At 64.8% G+C, this 26,744-nt stretch carries 23 protein-coding genes and 3 rRNA genes; 7 read left to right on the top strand and 19 right to left on the bottom strand.

Annotation, left to right across the window (positions count from 1 at the left end; all coding sequences use genetic code 11):
* Window positions 1-192: 192 nt before the first annotated feature.
* The 4 genes from W7U_RS03295 (at window position 193) to W7U_RS03280 (ending at window position 3,327) form a co-directional block, all read left to right on the top strand.
* Window positions 193-1,680: a DNA-3-methyladenine glycosylase 2 family protein gene (locus tag W7U_RS03295; protein ID WP_008254852.1), complete on the top strand. Its 1,488-nt coding sequence runs from the start codon at window positions 193-195 to the stop codon at window positions 1,678-1,680.
* A gap of 49 nt (window positions 1,681-1,729) precedes the next feature.
* Window positions 1,730-2,221 carry a methylated-DNA--[protein]-cysteine S-methyltransferase gene (locus W7U_RS03290; RefSeq protein WP_008254850.1) on the top strand — a complete coding sequence of 164 codons (492 nt, stop codon included), beginning with the start codon at window positions 1,730-1,732 and terminating at the stop codon, window positions 2,219-2,221.
* Between the two features lie 61 nt (window positions 2,222-2,282).
* On the top strand, window positions 2,283-2,591 hold the full coding sequence (locus W7U_RS03285) for a hypothetical protein (RefSeq protein ID WP_008254847.1): 309 nt from the start codon (window positions 2,283-2,285) through the stop codon (window positions 2,589-2,591).
* 22 nt (window positions 2,592-2,613) lie between these two features.
* Window positions 2,614-3,327, top strand: a complete 714-nt coding sequence (locus W7U_RS03280; RefSeq protein WP_008254846.1) for a hypothetical protein — start codon at window positions 2,614-2,616, stop codon at window positions 3,325-3,327.
* Between the two features lie 30 nt (window positions 3,328-3,357).
* Here the strand turns inward: W7U_RS03280 and W7U_RS03275 are convergent, their stop codons facing one another.
* The gene (locus tag W7U_RS03275) at window positions 3,358-4,512 is read right to left on the bottom strand and encodes a PPE family protein (protein ID WP_008254843.1); all 1,155 of its coding nucleotides are present in this window, start codon (window positions 4,510-4,512) and stop codon (window positions 3,358-3,360) included.
* Between the two features lie 366 nt (window positions 4,513-4,878).
* Between W7U_RS03275 and W7U_RS03270 the strand changes: the two genes are divergently transcribed.
* Window positions 4,879-5,178, top strand: a complete 300-nt coding sequence (locus W7U_RS03270) for a PE family protein (protein ID WP_008254840.1) — start codon at window positions 4,879-4,881, stop codon at window positions 5,176-5,178.
* Window positions 5,179-5,190: 12 nt separating this feature from the next.
* Window positions 5,191-6,366 (top strand): PPE family protein, encoded by a 1,176-nt coding sequence (locus W7U_RS03265; protein ID WP_008254834.1) that lies wholly within the window; start codon window positions 5,191-5,193, stop codon window positions 6,364-6,366.
* A 235-nt stretch (window positions 6,367-6,601) separates the two neighbouring features.
* On the opposite strand, the gene rrf is transcribed toward W7U_RS03265, so the two are convergent.
* The 4 genes from rrf to murA form a co-directional block, all read right to left on the bottom strand.
* Window positions 6,602-6,714 (bottom strand): 5S ribosomal RNA (gene rrf / locus W7U_RS03260).
* 89 nt (window positions 6,715-6,803) lie between these two features.
* Window positions 6,804-9,912: ribosomal RNA gene (locus W7U_RS03255) — 23S ribosomal RNA — on the bottom strand.
* A 282-nt stretch (window positions 9,913-10,194) separates the two neighbouring features.
* Window positions 10,195-11,725, bottom strand: a 16S ribosomal RNA gene (locus W7U_RS03250).
* Together the 16S, 23S and 5S rRNA genes form the textbook arrangement of a ribosomal RNA operon.
* A gap of 360 nt (window positions 11,726-12,085) precedes the next feature.
* The gene (gene murA, locus W7U_RS03245; RefSeq protein WP_008254832.1) at window positions 12,086-13,339 is read right to left on the bottom strand and encodes a UDP-N-acetylglucosamine 1-carboxyvinyltransferase; all 1,254 of its coding nucleotides are present in this window, start codon (window positions 13,337-13,339) and stop codon (window positions 12,086-12,088) included.
* A gap of 94 nt (window positions 13,340-13,433) precedes the next feature.
* On the opposite strand from murA, the gene W7U_RS03240 reads away from it, so the two are divergent.
* Window positions 13,434-14,018, top strand: a complete 585-nt coding sequence (locus tag W7U_RS03240; RefSeq protein WP_008254830.1) for a cob(I)yrinic acid a,c-diamide adenosyltransferase — start codon at window positions 13,434-13,436, stop codon at window positions 14,016-14,018.
* Window positions 14,019-14,045: 27 nt separating this feature from the next.
* Here W7U_RS03240 and W7U_RS03235 read toward each other — a convergent pair whose 3' ends face one another.
* The 14 genes from W7U_RS03235 to prfA all read right to left on the bottom strand — a co-directional run bounded on the left by W7U_RS03235 (window position 14,046) and on the right by prfA (window position 26,710).
* Window positions 14,046-14,489, bottom strand: a complete 444-nt coding sequence (locus W7U_RS03235) for a DUF2550 domain-containing protein (protein WP_009955321.1) — start codon at window positions 14,487-14,489, stop codon at window positions 14,046-14,048.
* A 6-nt stretch (window positions 14,490-14,495) separates the two neighbouring features.
* Window positions 14,496-14,861, bottom strand: a complete 366-nt coding sequence (locus W7U_RS03230) for a F0F1 ATP synthase subunit epsilon (RefSeq protein ID WP_008254826.1) — start codon at window positions 14,859-14,861, stop codon at window positions 14,496-14,498.
* Window positions 14,862-14,911: 50 nt separating this feature from the next.
* Entirely contained in the window at window positions 14,912-16,372 is a 1,461-nt protein-coding gene (atpD, locus tag W7U_RS03225; protein ID WP_008254823.1) for a F0F1 ATP synthase subunit beta, read from the bottom strand.
* A 28-nt stretch (window positions 16,373-16,400) separates the two neighbouring features.
* On the bottom strand, window positions 16,401-17,315 hold the full coding sequence (locus tag W7U_RS03220) for a F0F1 ATP synthase subunit gamma (protein ID WP_008254818.1): 915 nt from the start codon (window positions 17,313-17,315) through the stop codon (window positions 16,401-16,403).
* Between the two features lie 6 nt (window positions 17,316-17,321).
* Window positions 17,322-18,977 carry a F0F1 ATP synthase subunit alpha gene (atpA, locus tag W7U_RS03215; protein ID WP_008254816.1) on the bottom strand — a complete coding sequence of 552 codons (1,656 nt, stop codon included), beginning with the start codon at window positions 18,975-18,977 and terminating at the stop codon, window positions 17,322-17,324.
* A 70-nt stretch (window positions 18,978-19,047) separates the two neighbouring features.
* Window positions 19,048-20,388, bottom strand: a complete 1,341-nt coding sequence (locus W7U_RS03210) for a F0F1 ATP synthase subunit B/delta (protein WP_008254814.1) — start codon at window positions 20,386-20,388, stop codon at window positions 19,048-19,050.
* 7 nt (window positions 20,389-20,395) lie between these two features.
* A complete protein-coding gene (locus W7U_RS03205; RefSeq protein ID WP_008254811.1) occupies window positions 20,396-20,929 on the bottom strand; it encodes a F0F1 ATP synthase subunit B in 534 nt (177 codons plus the stop codon).
* Between the two features lie 9 nt (window positions 20,930-20,938).
* A complete protein-coding gene (locus W7U_RS03200) occupies window positions 20,939-21,187 on the bottom strand; it encodes a F0F1 ATP synthase subunit C (RefSeq protein WP_024636915.1) in 249 nt (82 codons plus the stop codon).
* Window positions 21,188-21,271: 84 nt separating this feature from the next.
* Entirely contained in the window at window positions 21,272-22,030 is a 759-nt protein-coding gene (gene atpB / locus W7U_RS03195; RefSeq protein ID WP_008254800.1) for a F0F1 ATP synthase subunit A, read from the bottom strand.
* The gene (locus tag W7U_RS03190; protein ID WP_008254797.1) at window positions 22,023-22,517 is read right to left on the bottom strand and encodes an ATP synthase subunit I; all 495 of its coding nucleotides are present in this window, start codon (window positions 22,515-22,517) and stop codon (window positions 22,023-22,025) included. Before W7U_RS03190 ends, atpB begins: the two co-directional genes overlap by 8 nt.
* A gap of 216 nt (window positions 22,518-22,733) precedes the next feature.
* Window positions 22,734-23,912: a UDP-N-acetylglucosamine--decaprenyl-phosphate N-acetylglucosaminephosphotransferase gene (gene rfe, locus W7U_RS03185; protein WP_008254794.1), complete on the bottom strand. Its 1,179-nt coding sequence runs from the start codon at window positions 23,910-23,912 to the stop codon at window positions 22,734-22,736.
* A gap of 61 nt (window positions 23,913-23,973) precedes the next feature.
* A complete protein-coding gene (locus W7U_RS03180) occupies window positions 23,974-24,633 on the bottom strand; it encodes an L-threonylcarbamoyladenylate synthase (RefSeq protein WP_008254793.1) in 660 nt (219 codons plus the stop codon).
* 48 nt (window positions 24,634-24,681) lie between these two features.
* The gene (prmC, locus tag W7U_RS03175; protein ID WP_008254791.1) at window positions 24,682-25,608 is read right to left on the bottom strand and encodes a peptide chain release factor N(5)-glutamine methyltransferase; all 927 of its coding nucleotides are present in this window, start codon (window positions 25,606-25,608) and stop codon (window positions 24,682-24,684) included.
* 28 nt (window positions 25,609-25,636) lie between these two features.
* Window positions 25,637-26,710 carry a peptide chain release factor 1 gene (gene prfA, locus W7U_RS03170; RefSeq protein WP_008254789.1) on the bottom strand — a complete coding sequence of 358 codons (1,074 nt, stop codon included), beginning with the start codon at window positions 26,708-26,710 and terminating at the stop codon, window positions 25,637-25,639.
* Window positions 26,711-26,744 lie beyond the last annotated feature (34 nt).

Genomic DNA, 26,744 nt, shown 5'->3' with positions numbered 1-26,744 from the left:
TTCCCCGAACTCACTCACCCCGTCGGGTCACGCCGTCAGAGCCGGCGAGTTGGGTCACAGTAAATACCATCGCGTGCGGGAAGTACCTCGAATCGACAAGAAAGCCGCTCCGACGTGAGGCCAACCGACACCGCCCACCACGATGTCGCTTTCCCGCTAGTTTTGTCGGTGCCCGGGTGTAAGTCTGGAAGCGTGCACGACGATTTCGACCGCTGCTACCGCGCCGTCCAGTCCAAGGACGCCCGGTTCGACGGCTGGTTCGTCACCGCGGTGCTGACCACCCGGATCTACTGCCGGCCCAGCTGCCCCGTGCGGCCGCCGTTCGCCCGCAACGTGCGGTTCTACCCCACCGCGGCGGCCGCCCAGCGGGCCGGCTTTCGGGCCTGCAAACGGTGCCGTCCCGATGCCTCTCCGGGTTCCCCCGAATGGAACGTGCGCGGTGACGTGGTGGCGCGCACGATGCGGCTGATCGCCGACGGCACCGTGGACCGCGACGGTGTGGGTGGTCTGGCCGCCCACCTCGGTTACACCACTCGCCAGCTCGAACGGCTCCTGCAGGCCGAGGTCGGCGCCGGCCCGCTGGCACTGGCCCGGGCGCAGCGCGCCCAGACCGCCCGCGTGTTGATCGAGACGACGGACCTGCCGTTCGGCGACGTCGCATTCGCCGCGGGCTTTTCCAGCATCCGTCAGTTCAACGACACCGTGCGATCGGTGTTCGAAGGCACACCGAGCGCCCTGCGCCGGCGCGCGGCCGCCCGTACCGCGTCCGAGGCCAATTCGCCTGGCACCGTGTGCCTTCGGCTCCCGGTGCGCACACCCTTCGCCTACGAGGGCGTCTTCGGCCATCTCGCGGCCGGCGCCGTTCCCGGTTGCGAGGAGGTCCGCGATGGCGGGTACCGACGCAGCTTGCGCCTTCCGTTCGGCAACGCCATCGTGACCCTGACGCCCGCCGTCGACCATGTCCGTTGCGTCCTCGTGCTCGACGATTTCCGCGATCTGACCACGGCGATCGCCCGCTGCCGGCGGCTGCTGGACCTCGACGCGGACCCGGAGGCGGTCGACGAAGCGCTGGGCGCGGACGCCGGTCTGCGACCCGTCGTGGCCAAGGCGCCCGGGCAGCGCATTCCGCGCACCGTCGACGAAGCCGAACTCGCGGTGCGCGCAGTGCTCGGGCAGCAGGTGTCGACCAGGGCCGCGAGCACCCATGCCGGCCGGCTGGTCGCCGCGTACGGACGGCCGGTCAACGACGCCGAGGGAACGTTGACCCACACCTTCCCCTCGGTCGAGGAGCTCGCCGAGATCGATCCCGTCCATCTGGCGGTGCCCAAGGCCCGCCGCCGCACGCTGAGCGCATTGGTTGCCGGCCTCGCCGACGGCAGCATCGTGCTGGACACCGGATGCGACTGGGACAGTGCCCGCAGACAGTTGCTCGCGCTGCCCGGGGTGGGCCCCTGGACCGCGGAAGTGATCGCGATGCGCGGCCTTGGCGACCCCGACGCCTTCCCCGCCAGCGACCTCGGGCTGCGCCTGGCCGCCAAACAGCTGGGATTGCCGTCCGACGAACGCTCCCTCGTGGAACGCGGCGCCCGTTGGCGCCCCTGGCGTTCCTATGCCACCCAATATCTTTGGACCACTCTCGAGCATCCCGTAAACCATTGGCCGCCACAGGAGGTCGCATGATCCGCGCCGGCGACGATGCAGAGCGAAGCGATGAGGAGGAGTGGCGCACATGATCGAGTACCGCACCATCGACAGCCCCATCGGATTGCTCACCCTGGCCGGTCGCGGCTCCGTATTGACGAACCTACGGATGGTCGACCAGACCTATGAGCCGAGCCGCGCCGGCTGGTCGCCGAACCCGCGGGCGTTCGGCGCCGCCGTCGAGCAGCTGGCCGCCTATTTCGCCGGCGAGCGCACCGACTTCGATTTCGAGTTCGACCTGCACGGCTCCGAGTTCCAGCGGCGCGTGTGGAAGGCGTTGCTGACGATTCCCTATGGGGAGACGAGGTCATACGGATGGATCGCCGAGCAGATCGGCGCTCCGGGGTCCGCGCGCGCCGTGGGATTGGCCAACGGGCACAATCCGATCGCGATCGTGGTGCCCTGCCACCGGGTGATCGGCTCGAACGGCAGCCTCACCGGCTACGGCGGCGGCCTGCAGCGCAAGCGCGCCCTGCTGGATCTGGAAAAGACCCACAGTTGCGCAACGCTGTTCGACTGACCGCCGGCGGTGGTCGCGTTTCTTTTGCGAGGTCCGTCGTACGACGCTATCGTCCATATTTGTGGACGACAGTGCGAAGGATCCGGCGGTGGTGCTGCCGTATCTGGTCGGTAGACCCCTGGCGGCCACCGAGGTCTACGAAGCGTTCGGCTACCGCAAGTCCGCGTACTACAAGGCGGCTCGCGAGGGCAGGCTGATCACCGCCGACAACCTGATCAGGGCGGCCAAGTATTTGGGGTTGAACCCGGTCGACCTGCAGGTCCGCTACGGTCTGATCGACCCCGACTCGGTCACCGAGTACCTGGAGTCCCAGACCGGCCCGCCCAGGCTGCGCGACCTTCGCCCCGATCCCAACAGTCCGCCCGTCTGAGCGGCACTGCCGGACCGTTTGGATGATCAAAACCGCACTCATCGTCGTCACCTTGGCCGCCCTTCTGTGCAGCCTGTGGATCCGGCGTTACACCTGGCGCTCCCGATGGGAGGCCGGCGCCACCCGCAACATCGCACTGCATGGCTGCGCGGTGCTGCTGATGTCGCACTGGGCCGCGGCCGCGCTCGGACCCCCGCTACACCGCGTCTTCGGGCTGTGGAACGTGCAACACCTGCTCGGACACATCTGCTGGATCTTCGCGGTGACGGCGATCATCCGCCATGGGCTCATCCGCCTGGTCGACGAAGCCCACGAGAGCGAGCTGTTGCGCAAGCACGTCACGCGCCCGCTACGCATCGCGGTTCCGCTGCTGGTGGTTCTGTTCGTCATCGCCGACGAGGGCCATCACCTCGACTTCTTCGCGGCCCCCGCCGACTTCTGGCTGCTGGCTTACTGGCTGGTCCTGGGCGCCCTGATGATCTACCTGCTCTCCTACGCCGGGCGAGTGCTGCTGATCCTGCGGACGGATCCCCGCTCAACGACGACCGTCGACCTCTACCTGATCTCGGCGGGATTCGGGGTGGCGGCGAGCGTGATTCAAATCGGCACCGCCTGGGCGGGCACGGACATCGCCTTGCCCGTCTGGTTGTGCGCCTGCCTGAGCGCCATCGGCTTCGCCTACGGATCCGCGCGATCGTGGCAGGCCAAGGTGGCCTGGTTCACGTCCGGCAAGTAGGCCATCCCGCGCCTTCGGCGACCTGAGCGTTTATCCGCCCACCACGTGCCGCGCTACCACCATCGGGCGGAACCCGTACCGCTGCCCGACGATCTTGCCCCCGGCCCCCCGGCCCGTGCCCGACAGCGGGATGCCGCGGAGCAACCCGCTTCCCTTGGCTTCGGCGCCGGCGCCGACGGTGCTCACCGCCGGCGCGGCTGTGTCCGCGCTTGCCGCCGGAGCCGCGGCGGCCCAACTCTGCGGCACCGACAAGTGACCCACCGTGGCCGCCCTGCCCAGACCCGCCGACACGGGCGAGGACGCACCCGAGGACACCGGGCCACCGCCGAGCGTTCCACCCACACCGCGCAAGCTTGCCGCGGCCGTCGCGCCTTTGCCGTCACCGGCGGCCGGCATCACGCCTTCCCAGATCTTCATCATGTGCTCCCAGTCGCCCGCGTGGTTGTAGGCCATACCAAGGTGGTTGGTATACAACGAGGTCAACTTTTTCCAGGACTCCGATGCCGACGATTCGGATGCCCCTGACGAGCCTTCCACCACTGCGCTGGAGACCAACGTTGGGTTTGCTAACCCCGAGGTGGAGGCACCGGGTTGCGTGCTTGTTTCGGCCGCCGTGTCGGCGGCATGGGCGACCGCGGCCGCTTGACCGCCCTCCCCCGCCGGGTTGGTGGTGGAGGGCGGCTGGTCGAACGGGGGCAACGCCGAGGCGCCGGCCGACGCCGCGGCATAGCCATACATCGCGGCCGCGTCCTGGGCCCACATCTCGGCGTAGTGGGCCTCGGTGGCCGCGATCGCGGGCAGGTTCTGGCCGAAGAAGTTCGTCGCGATCAGCATCATCAATTGGGCGCGGTTGGCCGCGATCACCGGTGGCGGAACCGTCATCGCGAACGCCGCCTCGTAGGCCCCCGCGGCGGCCTTCGCCTGGACCGCCGTCTGTTCGGCCTGTGCGGCGGTCGCGGTGAGCCACGCCACGTAGGGGGCCGAGGCGGCGGCCATCGTCGCCGACGCCGGGCCCAGCCACGCGCCGGTGAGTTCGGCGATCAACGAACCGTAGGAGGCTGCGGTGGTGTACAGCTCGATGGCCAACCCGTCCCAGGCCGCGGCGGCCGCCAGCATCGGCCCCGAACCCGCACCGACGTACATCCGCCCGGAGTTGACCTCCGGCGGAAGCGCCCCGTAATCCACTAAGTGGTCCCCTCGTCTTGTCGGCGACGGCTGTCGCACGCGCGCCGACGCCCCCCGAAACTGTGGTCAGATACTTGTGCGCGGGTACCGTCCAGCGCAGCCGCCGGCGTCGGCCGTCGAATCACGAACGCGATGCCGATCCTCGGGCACGGCGGTCATCTCTTATGAGTGGACGTTTGTACACATATGTGATCGTAAGAACATATATGTACATATGAGTTCACAGATAAGAACTGAATCTAGCTGAAGATGAACACTTGTCTTTAGCAATACACTATTGGGCGCGCAGCCCTTAACCTCGCGGTGGAGCGGCTTTCAGCGGCCGTTCAGCACCGTTGAATCGGAACCAGCGAGGAGAGAATCACCGTGTCGTTCGTGACCACCCAGCCCGAAGCGTTAACCGCCGCAGCCCAGAACTTGGCTGCCATCGGCTCGGCGCTGGCCGCACAGAATGCAGCGGCATCGGCGCCGACGATGGGAGTGGTACCCGCGGCAACCGACGAGGTCTCCGTGCTGGTTGCCGCGCAGTTCGCCACGCACGCCCAGATGTATCAGACCGTCTGCGCCCAGGCCACGGTGATTCACGACAGCTTCGTGAGAATGCTGCACTTCGGCGCCGGCTCATATGCGGCAACCGAAGCCATCAACGCCGCCGCGTCCAGCTGAGGCGGGTGCGACGTGCTGGATTTCGGAGCGTTACCCCCGGAGATCCATTCGGAGCGCATGTATTCCGGCCCGGGCTCGGCCTCGATGATGGCCGCGGCGTGGGCCTGGAATCTGCTGGCCGCGGAGTTGGATTCCGCGGCCAACGACTACGACAGGATCATCACGCAACTGGTGAGCGAAGAGTGGATGGGCCCGGCCTCGGCCCAGATGGCCGAGGCCGCCAAACCCTATGTGGCGTGGATGCGCACCACCTCCGTACAGGCCGAACAGGCCGCCGTTTCGGCCAGGGCCGCGGCGGGCGCCTACGAAGCGGCGTTTGCCGCCACGGTTCCCCCACCGCTGATCGAAGCCAACCGCGCCCAACTCGTCCAGGCGGTGTCGACCAATGTCCTGGGCCAAAACACGCCGCTGATCGTCCAGCTCGAGACGCAATACGCCGAAATGTGGGCGCAAGACGCTACGGCGATGTACGGCTACGCGGGTCAGGCCGCGCCGGTCACCCAGGTGACACCGTTCACCCGGCCGGCGGAGACCACCAATCCGGCCGGCGAGGCCATGCAGGCAGCCTCCGTCGCTCAGGCGGCCGGCACCTCGGCCGGGGCGGAGTCGGCACAGTCACAGTTGCTGTCCTCGGTACCGCCCACACTGCAGGCACTGTCGTCGCCCGCGGCGGCGAACACGGAACTGCCGCCGATCACCGACGTGCTGGAACAGAACCCCGTGTTCGACATGTGGGCCGAATACGCCAGCCCTGCCCAGAACACCCTCGCGATGATGTATCGCGTTACCGGGATGTCGACCCACTTCCTATCGCTCTCAAAGGGTTTGGCTCCCGCAGCCAAGGCCGCCAGTGAGGGAGCGAAGGCCGCCGCGAGCCTGCCCGCCGTGGGCGCATCGCTGCGCGGGCTGGCCGGTGGCGGCGGCGCCATATCGGCGACTTTGGCTTCTGCGGCGCCGGTCGGCGGCCTCTCCGTGCCCCCCGCCTGGACCTCCGCGGCGGGCCCGGCGGTCGCCTCCGGAGCCTCGTCGATTCCGGTCAGCCGCTTCATCACCACTCCCGAGACATCGGGACCCGGAAACCTATTGGGCGGTATGCCGCTGGCTGGTGTCGGCGGGGGTTCGACCGGCGCCGGCCCGCGCTACGGGATCCGCCCGACGGTGATGGCCCGCCCGCCGTTTGCCGGCTAGCCGAGCAACAACGTCCCGAGCAATCGGGTCGAGATCCGGCTCAGCGCACCGCCGTTGGCATCGCGGAGGGCGCTGCACCCCCGGCTCCACCGTGGCCCGTCGACCGCGCGTACCGCGTCGCCGGCTTACGGACACGGGACGCTGCGATCCCGCATGCCGGTGTAAATCCCTGTGCGCCAGTGGTTTTGGCTACGAATGCAAAAACACCCCCGTTGCCGGGGGTGTTTTTGTGTATGTTCGGCGGTGTCCTACTTTTCCACCCGTATGGGCAGTATCATCGGCGCTGACAGGCTTAGCTTCCGGGTTCGGAATGGGACCGGGCGTTTCCCTGTCGCTGTGGCCGCCGTAACTCTATTTAAATTTGTTTGGTGGGGGGTGCGGTGTTCAAGCTTCCAGCGGCAAAATGCCGCCGAAATGGACTGTGGTTGCGATTGTGTGTTGGTAAGTTTTCGGCCGGTTAGTGCCAGTTCCCTGCACTCATTGCTGAGCTTCCAGGTCTGGCCTATCGAACCCGTGGTCTGCGGGGGGCCTTATCCCTCTAAAAGGGTGAGAAACCTGATCTTGGAGAAGGTTTCCCGCTTAGATGCTTTCAGCGGTTATCCTGTCCGAACGTGGCTATCCAGCCGTGCTCCTGGTGGAACAACTGGTATACCAGAGGTTCGTCCGTCCCGGTCCTCTCGTACTAGGGACAGGTTTCCTCAAGTTTCTGACGCGCGCGGCGGATAGAGACCGAACTGTCTCACGACGTTCTAAACCCAGCTCGCGTGCCGCTTTAATGGGCGAACAGCCCAACCCTTGGGACCTGCTCCAGCCCCAGGATGCGACGAGCCGACATCGAGGTGCCAAACCATCCCGTCGATATGGACTCTTGGGGAAGATCAGCCTGTTATCCCCGGGGTACCTTTTATCCGTTGAGCGACACCCCTTCCACTCGGGGGTGCCGGATCACTAGTCCCGACTTTCGTCCCTGCTTGACTTGTAAGTCTCGCAGTCAAGCTCCCTTGTGCACTTACACTCGTCACCTGATTGCCGTCCAGGTTGAGGGAACCTTTGGGCGCCTCCGTTACATTTTAGGAGGCAACCGCCCCAGTTAAACTACCCGCCAGGCACTGTCCGTGAACCCGGTAAGGGTTCGACGTTAGGTGTCCAATACGATCAGAGTGGTATTTCAACAACGACTCCATACAAACTGGCGTCTGTATTTCACAGTCTCCCACCTATCCTACACAAACCGTACCGAACACCAATACCAAGTTGTAGTGAAGGTCCCGGGGTCTTTTCGTCCTGCCGCGCGTAACGAGCATCTTTACTCGTAGTGCAATTTCGCCGAGTCTATGGTTGAGACAGTTGGGAAGTCGTTACGCCATTCGTGCAGGTCGGAACTTACCCGACAAGGAATTTCGCTACCTTAGGATGGTTATAGTTACCACCGCCGTTTACTGGGGCTTAAATTCTCCGCTTCACCTTACGGTTAACGGGTCCTCTTAACCTTCCAGCACCGGGCAGGCGTCAGTCCGTATACATCGTCTTGCGACTTCGCACGGACCTGTGTTTTTAGTAAACAGTCGCTACCCACTGGTTTCTGCGGCCGGATCCCGCTCCCACCGCAAGGGTGTTCACGGTATTCCGGCCCCCCTTCTCCCGAAGTTACGGGGGCATTTTGCCGAGTTCCTTAACCATAGTTATCTCGTACGCCTTGGTATTCTCTACCTGACCACCTGTGTTGGTTTGGGGTACGGGCCGTGTATGTGCTCGCTAGAGGCTTTTCTTGGCAGCAGAGGATCACCGAATTCACCTCAATCGGCTATGCATCACCTCTCAGGATTAATGAGCGACGGATTTGCCTATCGCTCTCCCTACAGGCTTGCCCCAGTATTACCACTGACTGGTACGGCTACCTTCCTGCGTCACCCCATCGCTTGACTACTACCAGCGAAGGTCCCACGCAGCCCCGAAACTCCATGCCCCCGAAGGGGAATGGTCGATCCGGTTTTGGGTGGTTAGTACCGCTGATTCATCAGGGACGCCCATACACGGGTACGGGAATATCAACCCGTTGTCCATCGACTACGCCTGTCGGCCTCGCCTTAGGTCCCGACTCACCCTGGGCGGACTGGCCTGGCCCAGGAACCCTTGGTCTTACGGCGGGCAAGGTTCTCACTTGCCTTATCGCTACTCATGCCTGCATTCTCACTCCCCCACCCTCCACCACCGGTCACCCGGAGGCTTCGCTGAATGAGGGACGCTCCCCTACCCACATCCACGTAAACGTGAATGTGCCGCGGCTTCGGCGGTGTGCTTGAGCCCCGCTACATTATCGGCGCATAATCACTTGACCAGTGAGCTATTACGCACTCTTTCAAGGGTGGCTGCTTCTAAGCCAACCTCCTGGTTGTCTCTGCGACTACACATCCTTTTCCACTTAGCACACGCTTAGGGGCCTTAGCCGGCGATCTGGGCTGTTTCCCTTTCGACGTACGGAGCTTATCCCCCGCCGTCTCACTGCCACGCTTTACACCACGGCATTCGGAGTTTGGCTGACGTCAGTAACCTAGTAGGGCCCATCGGCCATCCAGTAGCTCTACCTCCGTGGTGAACCACGCAACGCTGCACCTAAATGCATTTCGGGGAGAACCAGCTATCACGGAGTTTGATTGGCCTTTCACCCCTACCCACAGCTCATCCCCTCAGTCTTCAACCTAAGTGGGTTCGGGCCTCCACGCGGTCTTACCCGCGCTTCACCCTGGCCATGGGTAGATCACTCCGCTTCGGGTCCAGAACACGCCACTACACCCCAAAGGGGATGCGCCCTATTCAGACTCGCTTTCGCTGCGGCTACCCCGCACGGGTTAACCTCGCGACGTGTCCCTGACTCGCAGGCTCATTCTTCAAAAGGCACGCCATCACCCCACAAGGAGGCTCTGACGGATTGTAGGCACACGGTTTCAGGTACTATTTCACTCCCCTCCCGGGGTACTTTTCACCATTCCCTCACGGTACTAATCCGCTATCGGTCATCGAGAAGTATTTAGGCTTACCGGGTGGTCCCGGCAGATTCACAGCAGATTCCACGGGCCCGCTGCTACTCGGGAATTGATACAAGGTAGGTGACGGGTTTTCGCGTACCGGGCTCTCACCGTCTACGGCAGACCATCCCAGGCCACTTCCGCTAACCACGACACTTTCTGACTACCCCTCAGCCAGGTAGAGCTGAGATGTATCCTCCCACAACCCCGCACACACAACCCCTACCCGGTATCACATGCGTGCGGTTTAGCCTGTTCCGCGTTCGCTCGCCACTACTTACGGAATCACAATTGTTTTCTTCTCCTACGGGTACTGAGATGTTTCACTTCCCCGCGTTCCCTCCCGCACCCTATATATTCAGATGCGGGTAACACGACATCACTCGTGCTGGGTTTCCCCATTCGGAAATCCTCGGATCAATGCTCGGTTGACAGCTCCCCGAGGCATATCGCAGCCTCCCACGTCCTTCATCGGCTCTCGATGCCAAGGCATCCACCATGCGCCCTTAAACACTTACTTACACACAAAAACCAAAGAAGAAATTACACATTTCGACGAACGCATCAGCCCTAAGGACTATGCGCTCATCTAGATGCTCGCAACCACTATCCAATACTCAAACACCACACCCCACCACCAAGATGGAGGGACTCCACACGGATCGACCGAGTGTTGTCTCAGGGCCCAATAGTGTGTCTGGCAATCATTTGCTGTTGTGCACCCGGCCCCCGTCCACTACAGACGGGAACCCCTCACGGCTCGCACCCCACCAATTGGAGTGCTTTTCGTGGTGCTCCTTAGAAAGGAGGTGATCCAGCCGCACCTTCCGGTACGGCTACCTTGTTACGACTTCGTCCCAATCGCCGATCCCACCTTCGACAGCTCCCTCCCAAGGGTTAGGCCACTGGCTTCGGGTGTTACCGACTTTCATGACGTGACGGGCGGTGTGTACAAGGCCCGGGAACGTATTCACCGCAGCGTTGCTGATCTGCGATTACTAGCGACTCCGACTTCATGGGGTCGAGTTGCAGACCCCAATCCGAACTGAGACCGGCTTTAAAAGGATTCGCTTAACCTTGCGGCATCGCAGCCCTTTGTACCGGCCATTGTAGCATGTGTGAAGCCCTGGACATAAGGGGCATGATGACTTGACGTCATCCCCACCTTCCTCCGAGTTGACCCCGGCAGTCTCTCACGAGTCCCCGGCATTACCCGCTGGCAACATGAGACAAGGGTTGCGCTCGTTGCGGGACTTAACCCAACATCTCACGACACGAGCTGACGACAGCCATGCACCACCTGCACACAGGCCACAAGGGAACGCCTATCTCTAGACGCGTCCTGTGCATGTCAAACCCAGGTAAGGTTCTTCGCGTTGCATCGAATTAATCCACATGCTCCGCCGCTTGTGCGGGCCCCCGTCAATTCCTTTGAGTTTTAGCCTTGCGGCCGTACTCCCCAGGCGGGGTACTTAATGCGTTAGCTACGGCACGGATCCCAAGGAAGGAAACCCACACCTAGTACCCACCGTTTACGGCGTGGACTACCAGGGTATCTAATCCTGTTCGCTCCCCACGCTTTCGCTCCTCAGCGTCAGTTACTGCCCAGAGACCCGCCTTCGCCACCGGTGTTCCTCCTGATATCTGCGCATTCCACCGCTACACCAGGAATTCCAGTCTCCCCTGCAGTACTCTAGTCTGCCCGTATCGCCCGCACGCTCACAGTTAAGCCGTGAGATTTCACGAACAACGCGACAAACCACCTACGAGCTCTTTACGCCCAGTAATTCCGGACAACGCTCGCACCCTACGTATTACCGCGGCTGCTGGCACGTAGTTGGCCGGTGCTTCTTCTCCACCTACCGTCAATCCGAGAAAACCCGGACCTTCGTCGATGGTGAAAGAGGTTTACAACCCGAAGGCCGTCATCCCCCACGCGGCGTCGCTGCATCAGGCTTGCGCCCATTGTGCAATATTCCCCACTGCTGCCTCCCGTAGGAGTCTGGGCCGTATCTCAGTCCCAGTGTGGCCGGACACCCTCTCAGGCCGGCTACCCGTCGTCGCCTTGGTAGGCCATCACCCCACCAACAAGCTGATAGGCCGCGGGCCCATCCCACACCGCAAAAGCTTTCCACCTAAAGACATGCGCCTAAAGGTCCTATCCGGTATTAGACCCAGTTTCCCAGGCTTATCCCGAAGTGCAGGGCAGATTGCCCACGTGTTACTCACCCGTTCGCCACTCGAGTACCCCCGAAGGGGCCTTTCCGTTCGACTTGCATGTGTTAAGCACGCCGCCAGCGTTCGTCCTGAGCCAGGATCAAACTCTCCAAACAAAAACTCCTCGCGCAGCGAGGTGAATTTCAAATCAGAGATACCTGACAAGACACCAAATAACTGGCATCAAAAATTGCCATACCCACACACGGGGAGTGCTAGGTATGGCCAAAAAACAACAACAAATAAAAAGACCAAACACACTATTGAGTTCTCAAACAACACTTGTTTCGCCCGTTTTGGGGCAACCCTGCCAGCTTAATACAAGTCCGGCAGTGGAGTCAACTCCCAGTTTTGGTCTTCCAGAGACCGAGTCGGGAGCAGCCGTGCCAGGCTAGTACCAATCCAGCGAGGGAGTCAAGGCCCCGCTCTCGTCCACCTTCGCGTCGGTGATCGCGCTTGTGGGGCACTGACTTTGGTTACTCTACCCGCTCGATCTCCGCTCCCAAAATCGCCAGGTTTTCCACGAACAACGGGTAGCCGCGATCGATGTGAAAGACGTCGTGAACCTCGGTGTCGCCGTCGGCGACGAGCCCCGCCAACACCAGGCCGGCGCCGGCCCGGATGTCCGAACACCACACCGGCGCGCTCGACAATTGCGGCAGCCCACGCACGACGGCGTGGTGCCCGTCGGTGCGGGCGTCGGCGCCCAGCCGGATCATTTCCTCGACGAAACGAAAGCGTGCCTCGAATACGTTCTCGGTGATCATCGACGTGCCATCGGCGATCGACGCCAGCGCGATCGCCATGGGCTGCAGGTCGGTGGGAAACCCGGGAAACGGCAGGGTCGCGACATTGACGGCCTTCGGGCGCTCGTACTGGGCCACCCGGAAGCTGCTTTCCGTTTGGGTGACGGTGGCGCCGGCGTCGTGCAGCTTGTGCAGCACCACCTGCAGGTGCGCCGGGTCGACGCCGGTGACCGAGATGTCTCCGCGGGTCATCGCGGCGGCGATGCCCCACGTGGCGGCGACGATGCGATCCCCGATGACGCGGTGTTCGGTCGGGTGCAGCCGCGGGACGCCGGTGATGGTCATCGTCGGCGAACCGGCGCCTTCGACCTGCGCGCCCATCTGGTTCAACATCGTGCAGAGGTCGACGACGTCGGGTTCGCGCGCGGCGTTGTGGATCGTGGTCACACCTTCGGCCACGACCGCCGCCATCAGGATGTTCTCGGTGGCCCCCACCGACGGAAACTCCAACTGAATCTCCGCGCCGCGCAACGTATCAGCCTGCGCCACGACGCATCCGTGTTCGATGTTGCATTGCGCGCCCAGCTGGCGCAGGCCGGCCTGGTGCATGTCCAGCGGCCGCGAGCCGATCGCGTCTCCGCCGGGAAGGGCGACGCGGGCCCGCTTACACCGACCGACCAGGGGGCCCAGTACGCACACCGAAGCCCGGAACTGGCGCACCGCCGCGAAGTCGGCATCGTATTTCGGCTCGTCGGGCGAGGTGATCCGGGCGACGTCACCGTCGAGTTCGACGGTTGCCCCGAGGCCGCGCAGCACCTCGGCCATCAGCGGCACGTCGAGGATGTCGGGGCAATTGGTGATGGTGCTGGTGCCCTCGGCCAACAACGCCGCGGCCATCAGCTTGAGCACGCTGTTCTTTGCGCCTCCCACCGCGACTTCGCCGGACAACCGGTTGCCGCCGGTCACCACGAATCGCTCAGCCACCCGGGTCAGTCTAGTGAAGCGGTATCGGCTTGTCAGTCGGCCGGCGATCGAGCCAAGTCCCGGCCCCTACACGCGCCGCAGTACCGTTTTGCTCATGGCAGTGCACCTGACCCGCATCTACACGCGGACCGGCGACGACGGCACCACGGGATTGAGTGACTTCTCCCGGGTCCCGAAAACCGACCCCCGCCTGGTGGCCTACGCCGACTGCGATGAGGCCAACTCGGCGATCGGCGTCGCCGTCGCCGTCGGTCAGCCCGACGACGAGCTCAAGGCCGTGTTACGCCAGATCCAAAATGACCTCTTCGACGCCGGCGCGGACCTGTCCACCCCGGTGGTGGAAAACCCCGAGTACCCGCCCTTGCGGGTCACCCAGCCCTACATCGATCGGCTCGAAAAATGGTGCGACACATACAACGAGTCGTTGCCGAAGCTGAATTCCTTTATATTGCCGGGTGGTTCGCCACTGTCGGCGCAGTTGCACGTCGCCCGCACCGTGGTGCGCCGCGCGGAACGTTCGGCCTGGACCGCGATCAACGCCGCGCCGCAGCAGGTCAACGTCCTGCCCGCGCGGTACCTGAACCGCCTTTCGGACCTACTGTTCATCCTGTCGCGCGTGGCCAATCCCGATGGCGATGTGCTCTGGAAGCCGGGCGGTGGGGAAGCCGTCACGAGTTAGCCGAAGCGGCAAGGTGTTTGGTGTGGCCTAGATGCTGCGCCGGCGGGAACGCGGCGACGGGCGCGACTCCAGCCACGACAGGAACGCGGTCAGCGCACCCTTGTCGAAGGCGATCTCGTAGCCAGACCTGCGGTCCTGGGTCGTGTCGCGCAGTTCGATGACGACGATCTCGTCGGTCATGATGTCGAATTCGTCGCCACGCGGCGCGCGCCGGGCCACGATCTCAACGCCTCGCCGGCTCAGCCGCCGGTCCGGCCACAGTCGCAGGCTGGAGAGCCGGTAGAACGCGGCTTCGCCGCCGCGGTAACGGATTACACCATGCCGCCAGCCGTGACCGCCCACCGCGGGAACGTCGCGCATGATCCCCGCCGTGCCGCCCTGGCGCAGCTTCCACAGCCGATAACTCAACGCAACGACGGCGGCCGCCAGCACGACGACGAGCACGACCATGGCGGTCATGGGCGCGCTCATCGGCGCTTAGTCGATCGCGCCGACGGCGCGCAATCTGGCGCGCCCCCTGGCGGCGATACGCGGATCGTCCGACTCAGAAGCCTCTCTCGCGGCGCTCTCGTCGATCTCCGACTCGAACTCGGCGGATTCGGCCAGGATGGTCACCGTCTCCTCGGTGACCGACAAGAATCCGCCATCCACCGCGACCCGGAGATCGTCGTCGCCCTCTCGTTCGACGCGCACCATTGCGTCGTCGACCAATTGCGCGACCAACGGGATGTGCCGCGGCATGATGCCGATCTCACCGACGGTGGTGCGGGTGAACAGAAACGTTGCCGCACCCGACCAGATCTTTCGGTCGACGGCGACGATCTCAACGTTCAATTCGGCCATGCCACAGACCCCTTCGATAGCGTGCGAGCCCGTTTCGGCCCGGGTGCAAGTTAGAGCTTGGCGCCAAGGCTCTCTGCCTTCTTGGCCAGGTCGTCCAGACCGCCGATCAAGAAGAAGGCCTGCTCGGGCACGTGGTCGAACTCGCCCTTGGTCACGCGGTCGAACGCCTCGATGGTCTCCTTCAGCGGAACCGTCGAACCCGGCTGACCGGTGAACTGCTCGGCCGCCATCATGTTCTGCGACAGGAACCTCTCGATGCGCCGCGCCCGCTGCACCAGCTGCTTGTCCTCTTCGGACAGCTCGTCGATACCGAGGATCGCGATGATGTCCTGAAGGTCCTTGTACCGCTGCAGGATTCGGATGACTTCCTGGGCCACGCGGTAGTGCTCGTCACCGACGACGCTCGGGTCGAGGATGGTCGAGCTAGAGGCCAGCGGGTCCACCGCGGGGAAGATGCCCTTGGAGAACACCGAACGCGACAGCTCGGTGGTGGCATCCAGGTGCGCGAAGGTCGTCGCCGGCGCCGGGTCGGTGTAGTCGTCGGCGGGCACGTAGACCGCCTGCATGGACGTAATCGACTTGCCTCGCGTCGAGGTGATGCGCTCCTGCAGTTCGCCCATCTCGTCGGCCAGCGTGGGCTGGTAGCCGACCGCCGAGGGCATACGACCGAGCAGCGTCGACACCTCCGAACCGGCCTGGGTGAACCGGAAGATGTTGTCGATGAACAACAACACGTCCTGGCCGGCCTCGTCACGGAACCACTCGGCCATGGTCAGCGCGGAAAGCGCCACTCGCATACGGGTACCGGGCGGCTCGTCCATCTGACCGAACACCAGCGCGGTGTCCTTGAGCACGTCGGCCTCTTGCAGTTCGACCCAGAGGTCGTTGCCCTCGCGGGTGCGCTCCCCCACCCCGGCGAACACCGACGTACCACCGAAGTTACGGGCGATGCGGTTGATCATCTCCTGGATGAGCACCGTCTTGCCGACACCCGCACCACCGAACAGCGCGATCTTGCCACCACGCACGTACGGGGTGAGCAGGTCGACGACCTTGAGGCCGGTTTCGAGCATCTCGGTGCGAGGCTCGAGCTCTTCGAACGGCGGCGGCTTGCGGTGAATCGACCAGTGCTCGAGGTCTTCTCCGTAGCCCGGCTTGTCGAGGCAGTGCCCCAGGGCGTTGAAGACGTGGCCCTTGACCTCCTGGCCGACGGGCACCGAGATGGAACGACCCGTGTCGGTCACCTCGACCCCACGCACCAGGCCGTCGGTGGGCTGCAGCGAGATGGTGCGCACCAGGTTGTCCCCGAGGTGCTGGGCGACCTCGAGCGTGAGGGTCTTCGCCAGTTCCTCGAACGTGATCTCCGCGTTGAGCGCGTTGAACAGTTCCGGCACGGAACCGCGGGGGAACTCGACGTCGACGACGGGCCCGGTGACCCGTACCACCCGGCCGCTGGTGTCGCTCTTGGCCGACTTCGTGGACTTCTCGTCGGTTGCTGTCGTAGCAGGCATAATTTCTTTCGCTTCCTAGTGGTGCTACCTAGCGGGCGTCGGCGAGCGCGTTTGCGCCACCGACGATTTCGCTAATCTCCTGGGTGATCTGGGCCTGCCGCTCGCGGTTCGCCATCAGCGTCAGGGCCTTGATGAGGTCGTCTGCGTTGTCGGTGGCCGACTTCATCGCGCGTTGGCGCGAGGCCAGCTCCGATGCCGCCGATTCGAGCAGCGCCTCGTAAACACGGGTGGTCAGGTACCGCGGCAACAGCGACTCGAAAAGCGTTGTCGCATCCGGCTCGAACGAATACAACGTTCGCACTTCGGGCGGTTCCTCGACATATTCGACCACCATGGGGGCGATCCGGTGTGCGACCGCCGCCTGCGACAACATCGACTTGAACTCGCTGTAGACGATGTGCAACTCGTCGACGCCCTCGACGTCGGACTGGCCTTCGTCCTCGTCGCCGGTGCCCAGCATGAACGCGTTGACCAGCGTCTCGCCGATCTCGGCGGCGTTCTCGTACTGCGGCTGCTCGGAGAAGCCGGTCCAGGAGCCGCTGATGTCCCAGTTGCGGAACTTGTAGTAATTCAGCGCTTTACGGCCGACGGCGTACAGCACCGGCGTCTTGCCTTGTTCCCGCAGCAAGGAGAAGAGCTCCTCGGCGCGGCGGAAGATGCTCGCGTTGTAGGCACCGCACAGACCTCGGTCCGACGTCACCACCAGCACGCCCGCCCGCTTCGGTTCGGGCCGCTCGACGAGCAACGGGTGGTCGAGGGCGGCCTCGGCGGCCAGCGTGGTGAGCATCGCGGTGATCTGGAAGGCGTACGGTCTGGCGGCGTCCAGCCGCGCCTGAGCGCGACCGATCCGCGACGTCGCGATCAGCTCCTGGGCCTTGGTGATCTTTTTGATCGACCCGGCCGAGCGGATGCGTCCGCGCAATTCACGAAGTGTGGCAGCCATAGGTTGCTACTTCTTTGCCTTCTTCTTGGGTGCGGGCTTGGTGACCTTCACCGATTCCTTTTCGAGCTCGCCCTCATCGAGCGCCTCGACGTGCTCGTCGGGCACCACCGATCCACCACCGGTGGCGGCGAAGCCCTTCTTGAAGTTGTTGATGACCTTCTCGAGTTCTTCGGCCGCCTCGTCGGAGAGCTTCTGGGTGTCGCGGATCCCCGACAGGAGTTTCTCTTCGGAGGCCCGGATGTGGTCCAGCAATTCGGTTTCGAAGCGCCGGACGTCCTCAACGGGCACCGAGTCCAGGTGGCCACCGGTGCCGAGGAAGATCGAGATCACCTGCTCCTCGACGGGCATGGGCTGGTACTGGGGCTGCTTGAGCAGCTCCACCAGCCGCGCGCCACGGTCCAGCTGGGCCTTCGACGTCGCGTCGAGGTCGGAGGCGAAGGCCGCGAACGATTCCAATTCGCGGAATTGCGAGAGGTCCAAACGCAGCGAGCCCGCCACTTCCTTCATCGCCTTGATCTGGGCGGCGCCGCCCACGCGGGACACCGAGACACCGACGTTGATGGCCGGCCGCACACCCTGGTTGAACAGGTCGGACTCGAGGAAGCACTGCCCGTCGGTGATCGAGATGACGTTGGTGGGGATGTAGGCCGAAATGTCGTTGGCCTTGGTCTCGATGATCGGCAGACCGGTCAGCGAGCCGCCACCGAGTTCGTCGGAAAGCTTGGCGCAACGCTCCAAAAGCCTTGAGTGCAGGTAGAACACGTCACCCGGGTAGGCCTCGCGGCCGGGCGGGCGGCGCAGCAGCAGCGAGATCGCGCGGTATGCCTCGGCCTGCTTGCTCAGGTCGTCGAAGACGATCAGCACGTGCTTGCCGTCGTACATCCAGTGCTGGGCGATCGCCGAACCGGTGTAGGGCGCAAGCCATTTGAACCCGGCCGAGTCGGACGCCGGCGCCGCGACGATGGTGGTGTAGTCCATCGCACCACCCTCTTCGAGCGCGCGCCGGACCGAGGCGATCGTGGTGCCCTTCTGGCCGATGGCCACGTAGACGCAGCGCACCTGCTTGCGCTCGTCGCCGGACTCCCAGTTCTGCCGTTGGTTGAGGATGGTGTCGACGCAGACGGCGGTCTTGCCGGTCTTGCGGTCGCCGATGATCAGCTGGCGCTGGCCGCGGCCGATCGGCGTCATCGCGTCGATGGCCTTGATCCCGGTCTGCAGGGGCTCTTTCACGCTTTGCCGCTGAACCACCGAGGGCGCCTGGATCTCCAGGGCGCGCCGGACGTCGGTTTCGATGTCGCCCTGACCGTCGATCGGCTGGCCCAGCGGGTTGACCACGCGGCCCAGGAACGCGTCGCCGACGGGGACCGAGAGGACCTCGCCGGTGCGCTTGACCTGCTGGCCCTCTTCGATCTTCTCGAAGTCACCCAGGATCACCGCGCCGACGTTGTGCTCGTCGAGGTTGAGCGCGACGCCGAGCACGCCGCCGGGGAACTCGAGAAGTTCCTGGGTCATCACGGACGGCAGGCCTTCGACGTGGGCGATGCCGTCACCGGCGTCGACGACGGTACCGACCTCTTCGCGGGCGGTGTCGGAGGTGAAAGAGCCTACGTACTCCTCGATGGCGCTCTGAATGTCACCAGCGGAGATTGTCAACTCGGCCATGGCTTTTCGTCTTCCTACTTGATCTTCGTAACGCGTGCGTCGGGATGGATTTGTGGTTGGTCTGGGGTGGTCAGTCGGGCAACTGCGCCTCGGCCGCGGTCAGCCGGGACGCGAGCGTTCCGTCGATCACTTCGTCGGCCACCGAGATGAGCAGCCCGCCCAGCAGTTCGCTGTCGATCTGCAGCTGCACCGCCACCGGGTGACCATAGATGCGGCTGAGCACCTCGGTCAGGCGGGTGCGCTGGGCGTCGCTCAGGTCGGCCGCGGCGCTGACCTGCGCGACGACTTCGCCGCGGCGCGCCACCGCGACCTCTGCGAGGAACTGGATGGCCTCCTCGGCCGGCTGGCCCCTGAGCAACTCGACCGTCTGGGTCAGCAGCGCGGCCGCGATCGGATGAACCTTGGTGCTCGCGCTGTCGAGCACCTTGCGCAGCAACGCAACTCGGCCTTCCACCGGAACGGCGTAGTCGCCCAACAAGATCGCCAGTCGTGGTTGCGCGTCCAGGATGCGCGAGAACCGGAACAGTTGTTCCTCGATCTCGTCGACCTTGTCCTCACGTTCGGCGACTTCGAGCAGCGCCTGCCGCGAGACATGCTCGAGGGCGTCGATGAGGTCGGAACTGGCCGACCAGCGCTCCGATACGGCCGAGCGCAGAACGTCGAGGGTAGCGTCGCCGACCTGGCCGGCGAGCAACCGCTCGATCAACCGGGTCCTGGGTTCCGCGTCCTCGGCGGGCACGGTGAGGTACCGGGTGACAACGATTTCGCGGTCCAGCATCTGCGCCACGGAGACGAGTTCGCCGGACAGGGTGGAAAGTCCCTTGTTGTCAAGGTCTTTGGTGATGGTGCTGAACCACTCCGAGAGGTTGGTCAGCGCGACACGGCTCGACGAGCGCATCTTGGTCATCAGCGGATACTGGACATCCGCCGAGGCGGGCGCCATCGCGTCGAGGTCGTCGAGGAATCGATCCACGGTGGCCGATTGCTGTGCGGAGTCGGCGACGAAGTTACGCACCAGCTCGCCGGCCTGGCGCACCGCTTCGTGACCGAGTTCCAGGCGCAGCTGACGACTCAGCTGGGTACGCAGCAGGTCGACCTGGCGGCCGCCCTGCGACTTGATGCGTTCCGCCTCGACACCGGCCTGGGCCGACAACTGCTCGGTGATGCGCTTGGAGTCCGACTCCGCCTCTTCGACAACGCGTTTCGACTCTGCCTTGGCGTCCTCCACGGCCTTGCTGTGGGCGGTGGTCGACTCGGTCAACCGATCGCTCGCCGCGGCCGCGTCCTTCAATTGCTGGCGCACCGTGGCCTGCCGCGCGGCCATCAACCGACGCACCGGCGGCACGACATAACGCACCACCAGGAACACGATGGCCGCAAAGCCCACCAACTGGCCGATGAAAGTCGACATACTTCGATTACCGTCCGGATGTCTTGGTTGCGGATGTGGTCGCTGCAGCGGGGGCGACGTCGACGCCGAGGATGCGACTGGCCAACGTCGCCGCCATGGACGCCACGTTGGCACGCAGATCCAGTTCCACGGCGTCCCTTTCCCGCTTCAGTTGCTGGGCGGCCAGCTGCAACGTCGAGGACACCTCTTGCTCGGCCCGGGCCCGCGCCTCTTCCACGACCTTACGGCCCTCGGCGCGCGCGTTGTCGCGTAACGACGACGCCTGCACTCGGGCTTCGGTCATGGCTTCTTCGTAATCGGCCTGGGCGGCCTCGAACTGCTCGGCCGCCTTCTTGGTGTCGGCGGCCGTCTTGGCAACCATGGCGTCGCGTTCGCGCAACACCTTCATGACCGGCGGCACGACGAACGTGCCGATGACGGCCAGCACGATCAGGAAGATGGCCAGCACGAAGAAGAAGGTGCCGTTGGGAACGAGGAAGTTGTTGCCTCCCTCTGCCACCACCTGGCCGGACGCCAGAACGCTCAGGCTCGCGTCACCCATCACAGCGAACTAGGTGCCGACGGGTGTTGCGAAGACGAACAGCGCCATGAAGGCCAGGTTGATGAAGTAGGCCGCCTCAACCAGACCGACGGTGATGAAGAACGGCGTGAACAGCCGACCTTGCGCCTCGGGCTGCCGGGCGATCCCGGAAACCAGCGCGTTACCGGCGATACCGTCACCGATACCGGCACCGATCGCGCCGCCGCCCATGATGAGTCCACCGCCGATGAGTGCAGCGGCAGCGACTTGGGGGTCCAGAGCCATTCTTATCCTCCTTGATATCTGGTAGGGGTCTACCAGGCCTCTGTAATGGTGCGTGGGACAAAACAATTCATGGTGGCTTTAGTCATGGTGATCCTCGATCTCCATGGCTTGACTGAAGTACAAGATGGTCAGAATCGAGAAGATGAAGGCCTGGATCGCCCCGACGAACAGGTCGAAGGCCTTCCAGATCGCGTTGGGCGCCCACATGATGTACGGCGGGAACAGCGCGATCAGCGCGACCAGGATGCCGCCGGCGAAGATGTTGCCGAAAAGTCGCAGCGACAACGAGATTGGCTTGGCCAGCTCCTCGACGACGTTGATCGGCGCCAGGAACGCCACGTGGCCCTTGAGCACGGCGAGGGGGTGTCCGACGACGCCGCGGCGCCAGATGCCGGCCACGTGGTAGCAGACAAAGACGAAAAGGGCCAGCGCCAGAACGTAATTGATGTCCGCCGCCGCCGACTTCAGCAGCTCGGTGGTGTGCCCGGAGGCGTCGGTGTACTGCAGCGGGAGCACCGACAGCCAGTTGGAGATCAGGATGAACACAAAGATGGTGACGGCCAGCGGCAACACGAACGGCGCGATCCGCATGCCGACCGCGCTCTCGATCTGGTCGCGCATCTGGACCGTGATGGCTTCCCAGAACAACTGAACACCGCTGGGGACACCGGTCGAGGTGATCTTCGCCCGCAGGAAGAAGGCCAGCGCGAGCACGATCAGCGCGGCGATCCCCGTCGACATGATGGTGTCGGTGTTGACGGTCATGCCGAGCCAGGTGGCGTGGTTGTGTTCGCCGACCTCGATCGCACCTTCGGCCAGGAACGTCGTCTCAGGCATCGGTGGTGTTCCTTCCTTCCGTACCTTCCGATCCTGCGTTGACGCCGCCTCCGGCACCGTCCGCGGATTCCACCCAGTCGCCGGCGCGCAGCTTCTTCCACACCGGCAGCGCCGTCGATGCCACCAAGAGGATCTGGAAAAGCGCCAATCCGAACACCACGCCCAGGCCGGCGGGCCGGAAGACGTAGGCGATGATCAGCCCGATGACGGTGATGATGGCCAGCCGAGACGCCGAGTTGACGGCCATCGACCTTTTCAGCGGGTGATCCTTCGCGGTGATCGACTCAACGGAGCGACGCACCAGTACCGCATTGAGCAAACCCAGCAGCAGCCCGATCCCGAAGAAGACGCCAACCATCAGGTGACCGGACAGCCCGGCTGCGAGCACCGCCACCGCCGTGATGGCAATGCTGATCGCGAAGAGCCGAACCGGACGGAAAGCAACAGAGGGAAACACCAACGGCGCGTCCTGCGCTGGTGTCGTCACTGCAGCACCTCAATCCCAGGTTGGTGAAACGGGAACCCCTCGACCGACTGATCGGTGGTCCGCCGAGCGTATCGCACGTCACAGTTGAATCACCCAAGGGGTATCTCCCGAGGCCGGTCTTGAACCAGCCCGATCGGATGAGCCTCCGAGGGGCCGGTCGCCTGTGCGGCTTTTTGGGGTTCTACCTGGACCGTACCACACAACACGCCCCTACTACTACCCCTCGTCGTAGTAGTCGTCACCCCGGCGCAAGAGCGGGATCGCCGTCGCGACGCCGGCGACCACGATGGCGCCCAGCATCACCGCGGCGGTGTCGCGGGGGCGGAAAAAGATCGTGCTCGCCGCGCCGAACGCGACGATGCCGACCCACAGATAAATCAGCAACACCACGCGGCGGTGGGAATGGCCGATCTGCAGCAACCGGTGATGCAGATGCATCTTGTCGGGGCTGAACGCGCTGCGGCCCGCGCGGGTGCGGCGCACGATCGCCAGCAGCAAATCGAGCATCGGCACGAAGATGACGGCCGCGACCAGCAGGAACGGTGACAGCAGGGCGAACACGTCGCGGGCGCCGTAGGCGTTTTGCGAAACGGGGCCGGCCGCCGTCGTGGAGGCGGCGGCCAGCATCAAGCCGATCAGCATCGAGCCGGAGTCGCCCATGAAGATCTTGGCGCGATGAAAGTTGTGCGGCAGAAAGCCCAGACACGCCCCCGCGAGCACCACCGAGATCACCGCCGGCGGATAGAAGAGGACGTCGCCGCCGTGGTCGCGGAGCAGCCCGACCGAGAACATGCAGATCGCCAACGCGGTGATCAGGCCCAGCCCGGCGGCCAGACCGTCGAGCCCGTCGACGAAGTTCATCGCGTTGACCACCGATACGGTGAGCGCCAGCGTCAGCAGGATCGACGACGCCTGGTCGAGCACGATGGTGCCGACCCCGCCCATGGGGATGTACAGGACGCTCCAGGCCACACCCATGGTGACCAGCACGCTGGCCGCGGTGATCTGGCCGGCGAACTTGGTCAGGGCGTCCAGGCCCCACCGGTCGTCGATCAGCCCGATCCCCATGATGACCGCGCCGGCCACCAGGACCGCTGGCATGCCCGTGGAGTAGACGAACCCGCGGGTGAGCGCGGGAAGCTGGGAGGCCAGGAACACCGCGGTGACGACGCCGAGAAACATCGCCAGCCCGCCCATGCGCGGGGTGGGTGTGACATGTACGTCGCGCTCCCGAGGGTAGGCGACGGCGCCCAGCCGGGTCGCCAGCACGCGGACCGGTCCGGTGGCGAAATAGGTGATGATCGCCGCGGTGAGTCCCACCAGCGCCAGCTCGCGTAGCGGAACACCGGCGCCGCGGTCAGAAAGGGCGAGCAAACCACCGGCAAGGTTGGTCATGTCGCTGGACACCAACGAGACCGTAGTGCACAAACCTGGGAGCTCGCGACAACCGCTCCAGTCAGGCCTCGGCGGTCAGGCCCTCAGGATCGACACCGAGGACTTCGGCGATGCGCTCCGCGCTGACCGGGCCCGGCCGCAGGATGCGTGGCGTGGGTCCGGTCAGGTCCACGATCGTGGAGGCGGCGCCCTGCTCGGACGGACCCGCTTCCAGGTAGACGTCGACGAGATCGCCGAGTTGATCTCGCGCCTCACCGGCGTCCACGGCGGCCGTACGGCCGGAGATGTTGGCGCTCGAGACCGCCAGCGGTCCCACTTCACGCAGGAGTTCGATGGCGACCGGGTGCAGCGGCATCCGCAGCATCACGGTGCCGCGGGCATCGCCGAGGTCCCACTGCAACGACGGCGCCTGTGTGACCACCAGGCTGAGCGCGCCCGGCCAGAACGCGCGGATCAGGTCGCGGGCGCCGTCCGGCATGGTGTAGACGAGCCCCTCGATGGTGTGCCAGGAGCCGACCAGCACGCCCACCGGCATGTCGCGCCCACGCCCCTTCGCCGAGAGCAGCGCCGAGACCGCGGCGCTGTTGAACGCGTCGGCACCGATGCCGTACACCGTGTCGGTCGGCATGACCACGAGCCGCCCGCCCTTGAGAGCTCCTGCCGCCGCGGCGATTCCGAGCGCGCGCTGCTCGGGATCGGCGCAGTCAAAGACGTCGGTCATTGACGCCACTCCTCCTCATCGCTGCGCTCTGCATCGTCGCGACGCGCGTCATCGGCGCCACTCCTCCTCATCGCTGCGCTCTGCATCGTCGCGACGCGCGTCATTGGCGCCACTCCTCCTCGCCGTCACGAACCGCGGCCGGCCGGTCAAGTCCTGACGCGCCTGGACGTCCTCGAAAAGCCCGGTGCGAACGAACAATTCCATGGTCTCGCGCGAGGTGGTGTCGTCATGCTCGATGCCGATCAGCCCCCCGGGACGCAGCCAACGGCCGGCGAGGCGCACTATCGGAGCAATCACCGCCAGACCGTCCGGCCCGCCGAACACCGCCTGGTAGGGATCATGTTGGGCGACTTCAGGGTCCAGCACGGCGCCTTCGGGAACATAGGGCGGGTTGGCCACGATCAGGTCGACCCTTCCGTCCAGTTGCGGAAGCAGACCGGGTTCGGTGACGTCGGCCCGCACGATCTCGACCGCCGTGCCCTCAGCGTTACCGCGCGCGTACTCGAGGGCGGCGTCGGAGTTGTCGAGAGCGACGATTCGTGCCTCCTGCCCCAATTCGGCCCGGTGGTGGGCCAGCGCCACCGCCAAAGCGCCGGACCCGGTGCACAGGTCGACGATGACCGGCCGGGGCGCAAGTCGTTGCGCGCGGGCCCATTCCAGCAGGGCCTCGGTTTCGGGGCGGGGTATGAACACGCCGGGGCCGACGCGCAGCTGCACCGGACCGAATGCCGCCGTCCCCAGCAGATGCTGCAGCGGCACGCGTCGCGAACGGACGGCCACCGCGTCGCGGTACCGTCCGAGAAAGTCCTCGCCGGGCGATTCGAGCAACGCCAGGCGACCGCGGTCGATGCCCGCCAGGTGCGCGGCCAGCTGCTCGGCATCCCAACGCGCGGAGTCGATTCCCGCTTCGGCGAGGGTGGCCGTCGCATCGTCGATCGCGCGCCGCAGGCTGAGCTGGCGTGTCCCGCTCCTCATCGCTTCGCTCCGCGTCGCCGCTGGGACGTCATGCTTGTTGCAGCCGGCTTTGCTTGTCGGCCGCGGCCAGGGCATCGAACAACGCATCCAGGTCGCCGTCGAGCACTTGATCGAGATTGTGCGACTTGAAGTTGATGCGGTGGTCGGCGATCCGGTTCTCCGGGAAGTTGTAGGTGCGGATGCGCTCGCTGCGGTCCACCGTGCGGATCTGGCTGGCCCGGTCCGCCGACGCGTCCGCCAGCGCCTGTTCTTCGGCCAAGGACTGCAGGCGCGCCGCCAGAACCTGCAGCGCCCGCGCCTTGTTCTGTAGCTGCGAGCGCTCGTTTTGACAGGTGACCACGATTCCGGTGGGCAAGTGCGTGATCCGCACCGCGGAGTCGGTGGTGTTGACACCCTGGCCGCCCTTGCCCGACGAACGGTAGACGTCGATGCGCAGGTCCGACTCGTCGATCTGCACCTCGCCGATTTCTTCGGGTTCGGGATACACGAGCACACCCGCCGCCGAAGTGTGAACGCGGCCTTGGGATTCCGTCACCGGGACGCGTTGAACCCGGTGCACCCCGCCCTCGAACTTCATCCGCGACCAGACCCCGTCGGCCGAATCGCCCTTGCTGGCGATGGACAGCGTCGCGTCCTTGTAACCGCCGAGGTCCGAGGTGGTTTCGTCCAGCACGGTGACGGTCCAGCCGTGCCGCTCGGCGTAGCGAATGTACATCCGGGCCAGGTCGGCGGCGAACAGCGCCGACTCTTCCCCGCCCTCACCGGATTTGACCTCGAGCACGATGTCGTCGGCGTCGTGCGGGTCGCGCGGGGCCAGCATGTCGGTGAGCTGGGTGTCCAACTCGGCCACCCGGGATTCCAGATCGCTCGCCTCGGCGGCGAAGGAATCGTCGTCGGCGGCCAGTTCGCGCGCGGCCTCGAGGTCGTCACGGGCGGCCATCAGCTTGCGGTAGGTGCCGACGATCGGGGCCAGCCGCGCGAAGCGCCGTCCGGCCTTGCGGGCCTCGTCGGGGTTGCTGTGCAGTTCGGGGTCGGCCAGCCGTCGCTCGAGGTCGGCGTGCTCGGCCAGCAGCACGTCAATGGTCTGTACCGGCTTCGTCATGCCACACCTCCTGCCCCGTTGTCGCCCGTCACTG

Origin of the sequence: Mycobacterium sp. H4Y (genome assembly GCF_000364405.1) — a bacterium.
Classification (GTDB): Bacteria; Actinomycetota; Actinomycetes; order Mycobacteriales; family Mycobacteriaceae; genus Mycobacterium; species Mycobacterium intracellulare.
The sequence above is the reverse complement of the archived record's forward strand: the minus strand, read 5'-3'. Positions and strand labels throughout refer to the sequence as shown.

What these genes read in the sequence shown, in the direction of transcription:
- W7U_RS03280 (WP_008254846.1), top strand. Translation starts at nt 2,614, where the DNA reads ATGATCAAAACCGCACTCATCGTCGTCACCTTGGCCGCCCTTCTGTGC.
- W7U_RS03230 (WP_008254826.1), bottom strand. Translation starts at nt 14,861, where the DNA reads ATGGCCGAATTGAACGTTGAGATCGTCGCCGTCGACCGAAAGATCTGG.
- prmC (WP_008254791.1), bottom strand. Translation starts at nt 25,608, where the DNA reads ATGAGGAGCGGGACACGCCAGCTCAGCCTGCGGCGCGCGATCGACGAT.
- W7U_RS03220 (WP_008254818.1), bottom strand. Translation starts at nt 17,315, where the DNA reads ATGGCTGCCACACTTCGTGAATTGCGCGGACGCATCCGCTCGGCCGGG.
- rfe (WP_008254794.1), bottom strand. Translation starts at nt 23,912, where the DNA reads ATGACCAACCTTGCCGGTGGTTTGCTCGCCCTTTCTGACCGCGGCGCC.
- atpD (WP_008254823.1), bottom strand. Translation starts at nt 16,372, where the DNA reads ATGCCTGCTACGACAGCAACCGACGAGAAGTCCACGAAGTCGGCCAAG.
- W7U_RS03210 (WP_008254814.1), bottom strand. Translation starts at nt 20,388, where the DNA reads ATGTCGACTTTCATCGGCCAGTTGGTGGGCTTTGCGGCCATCGTGTTC.
- W7U_RS03235 (WP_009955321.1), bottom strand. Translation starts at nt 14,489, where the DNA reads ATGAGCGCGCCCATGACCGCCATGGTCGTGCTCGTCGTCGTGCTGGCG.
- prfA (WP_008254789.1), bottom strand. Translation starts at nt 26,710, where the DNA reads ATGACGAAGCCGGTACAGACCATTGACGTGCTGCTGGCCGAGCACGCC.
- W7U_RS03240 (WP_008254830.1), top strand. Translation starts at nt 13,434, where the DNA reads ATGGCAGTGCACCTGACCCGCATCTACACGCGGACCGGCGACGACGGC.
- atpB (WP_008254800.1), bottom strand. Translation starts at nt 22,030, where the DNA reads ATGCCTGAGACGACGTTCCTGGCCGAAGGTGCGATCGAGGTCGGCGAA.
- W7U_RS03180 (WP_008254793.1), bottom strand. Translation starts at nt 24,633, where the DNA reads ATGACCGACGTCTTTGACTGCGCCGATCCCGAGCAGCGCGCGCTCGGA.
- atpA (WP_008254816.1), bottom strand. Translation starts at nt 18,977, where the DNA reads ATGGCCGAGTTGACAATCTCCGCTGGTGACATTCAGAGCGCCATCGAG.
- W7U_RS03290 (WP_008254850.1), top strand. Translation starts at nt 1,730, where the DNA reads ATGATCGAGTACCGCACCATCGACAGCCCCATCGGATTGCTCACCCTG.
- W7U_RS03205 (WP_008254811.1), bottom strand. Translation starts at nt 20,929, where the DNA reads ATGGGTGACGCGAGCCTGAGCGTTCTGGCGTCCGGCCAGGTGGTGGCA.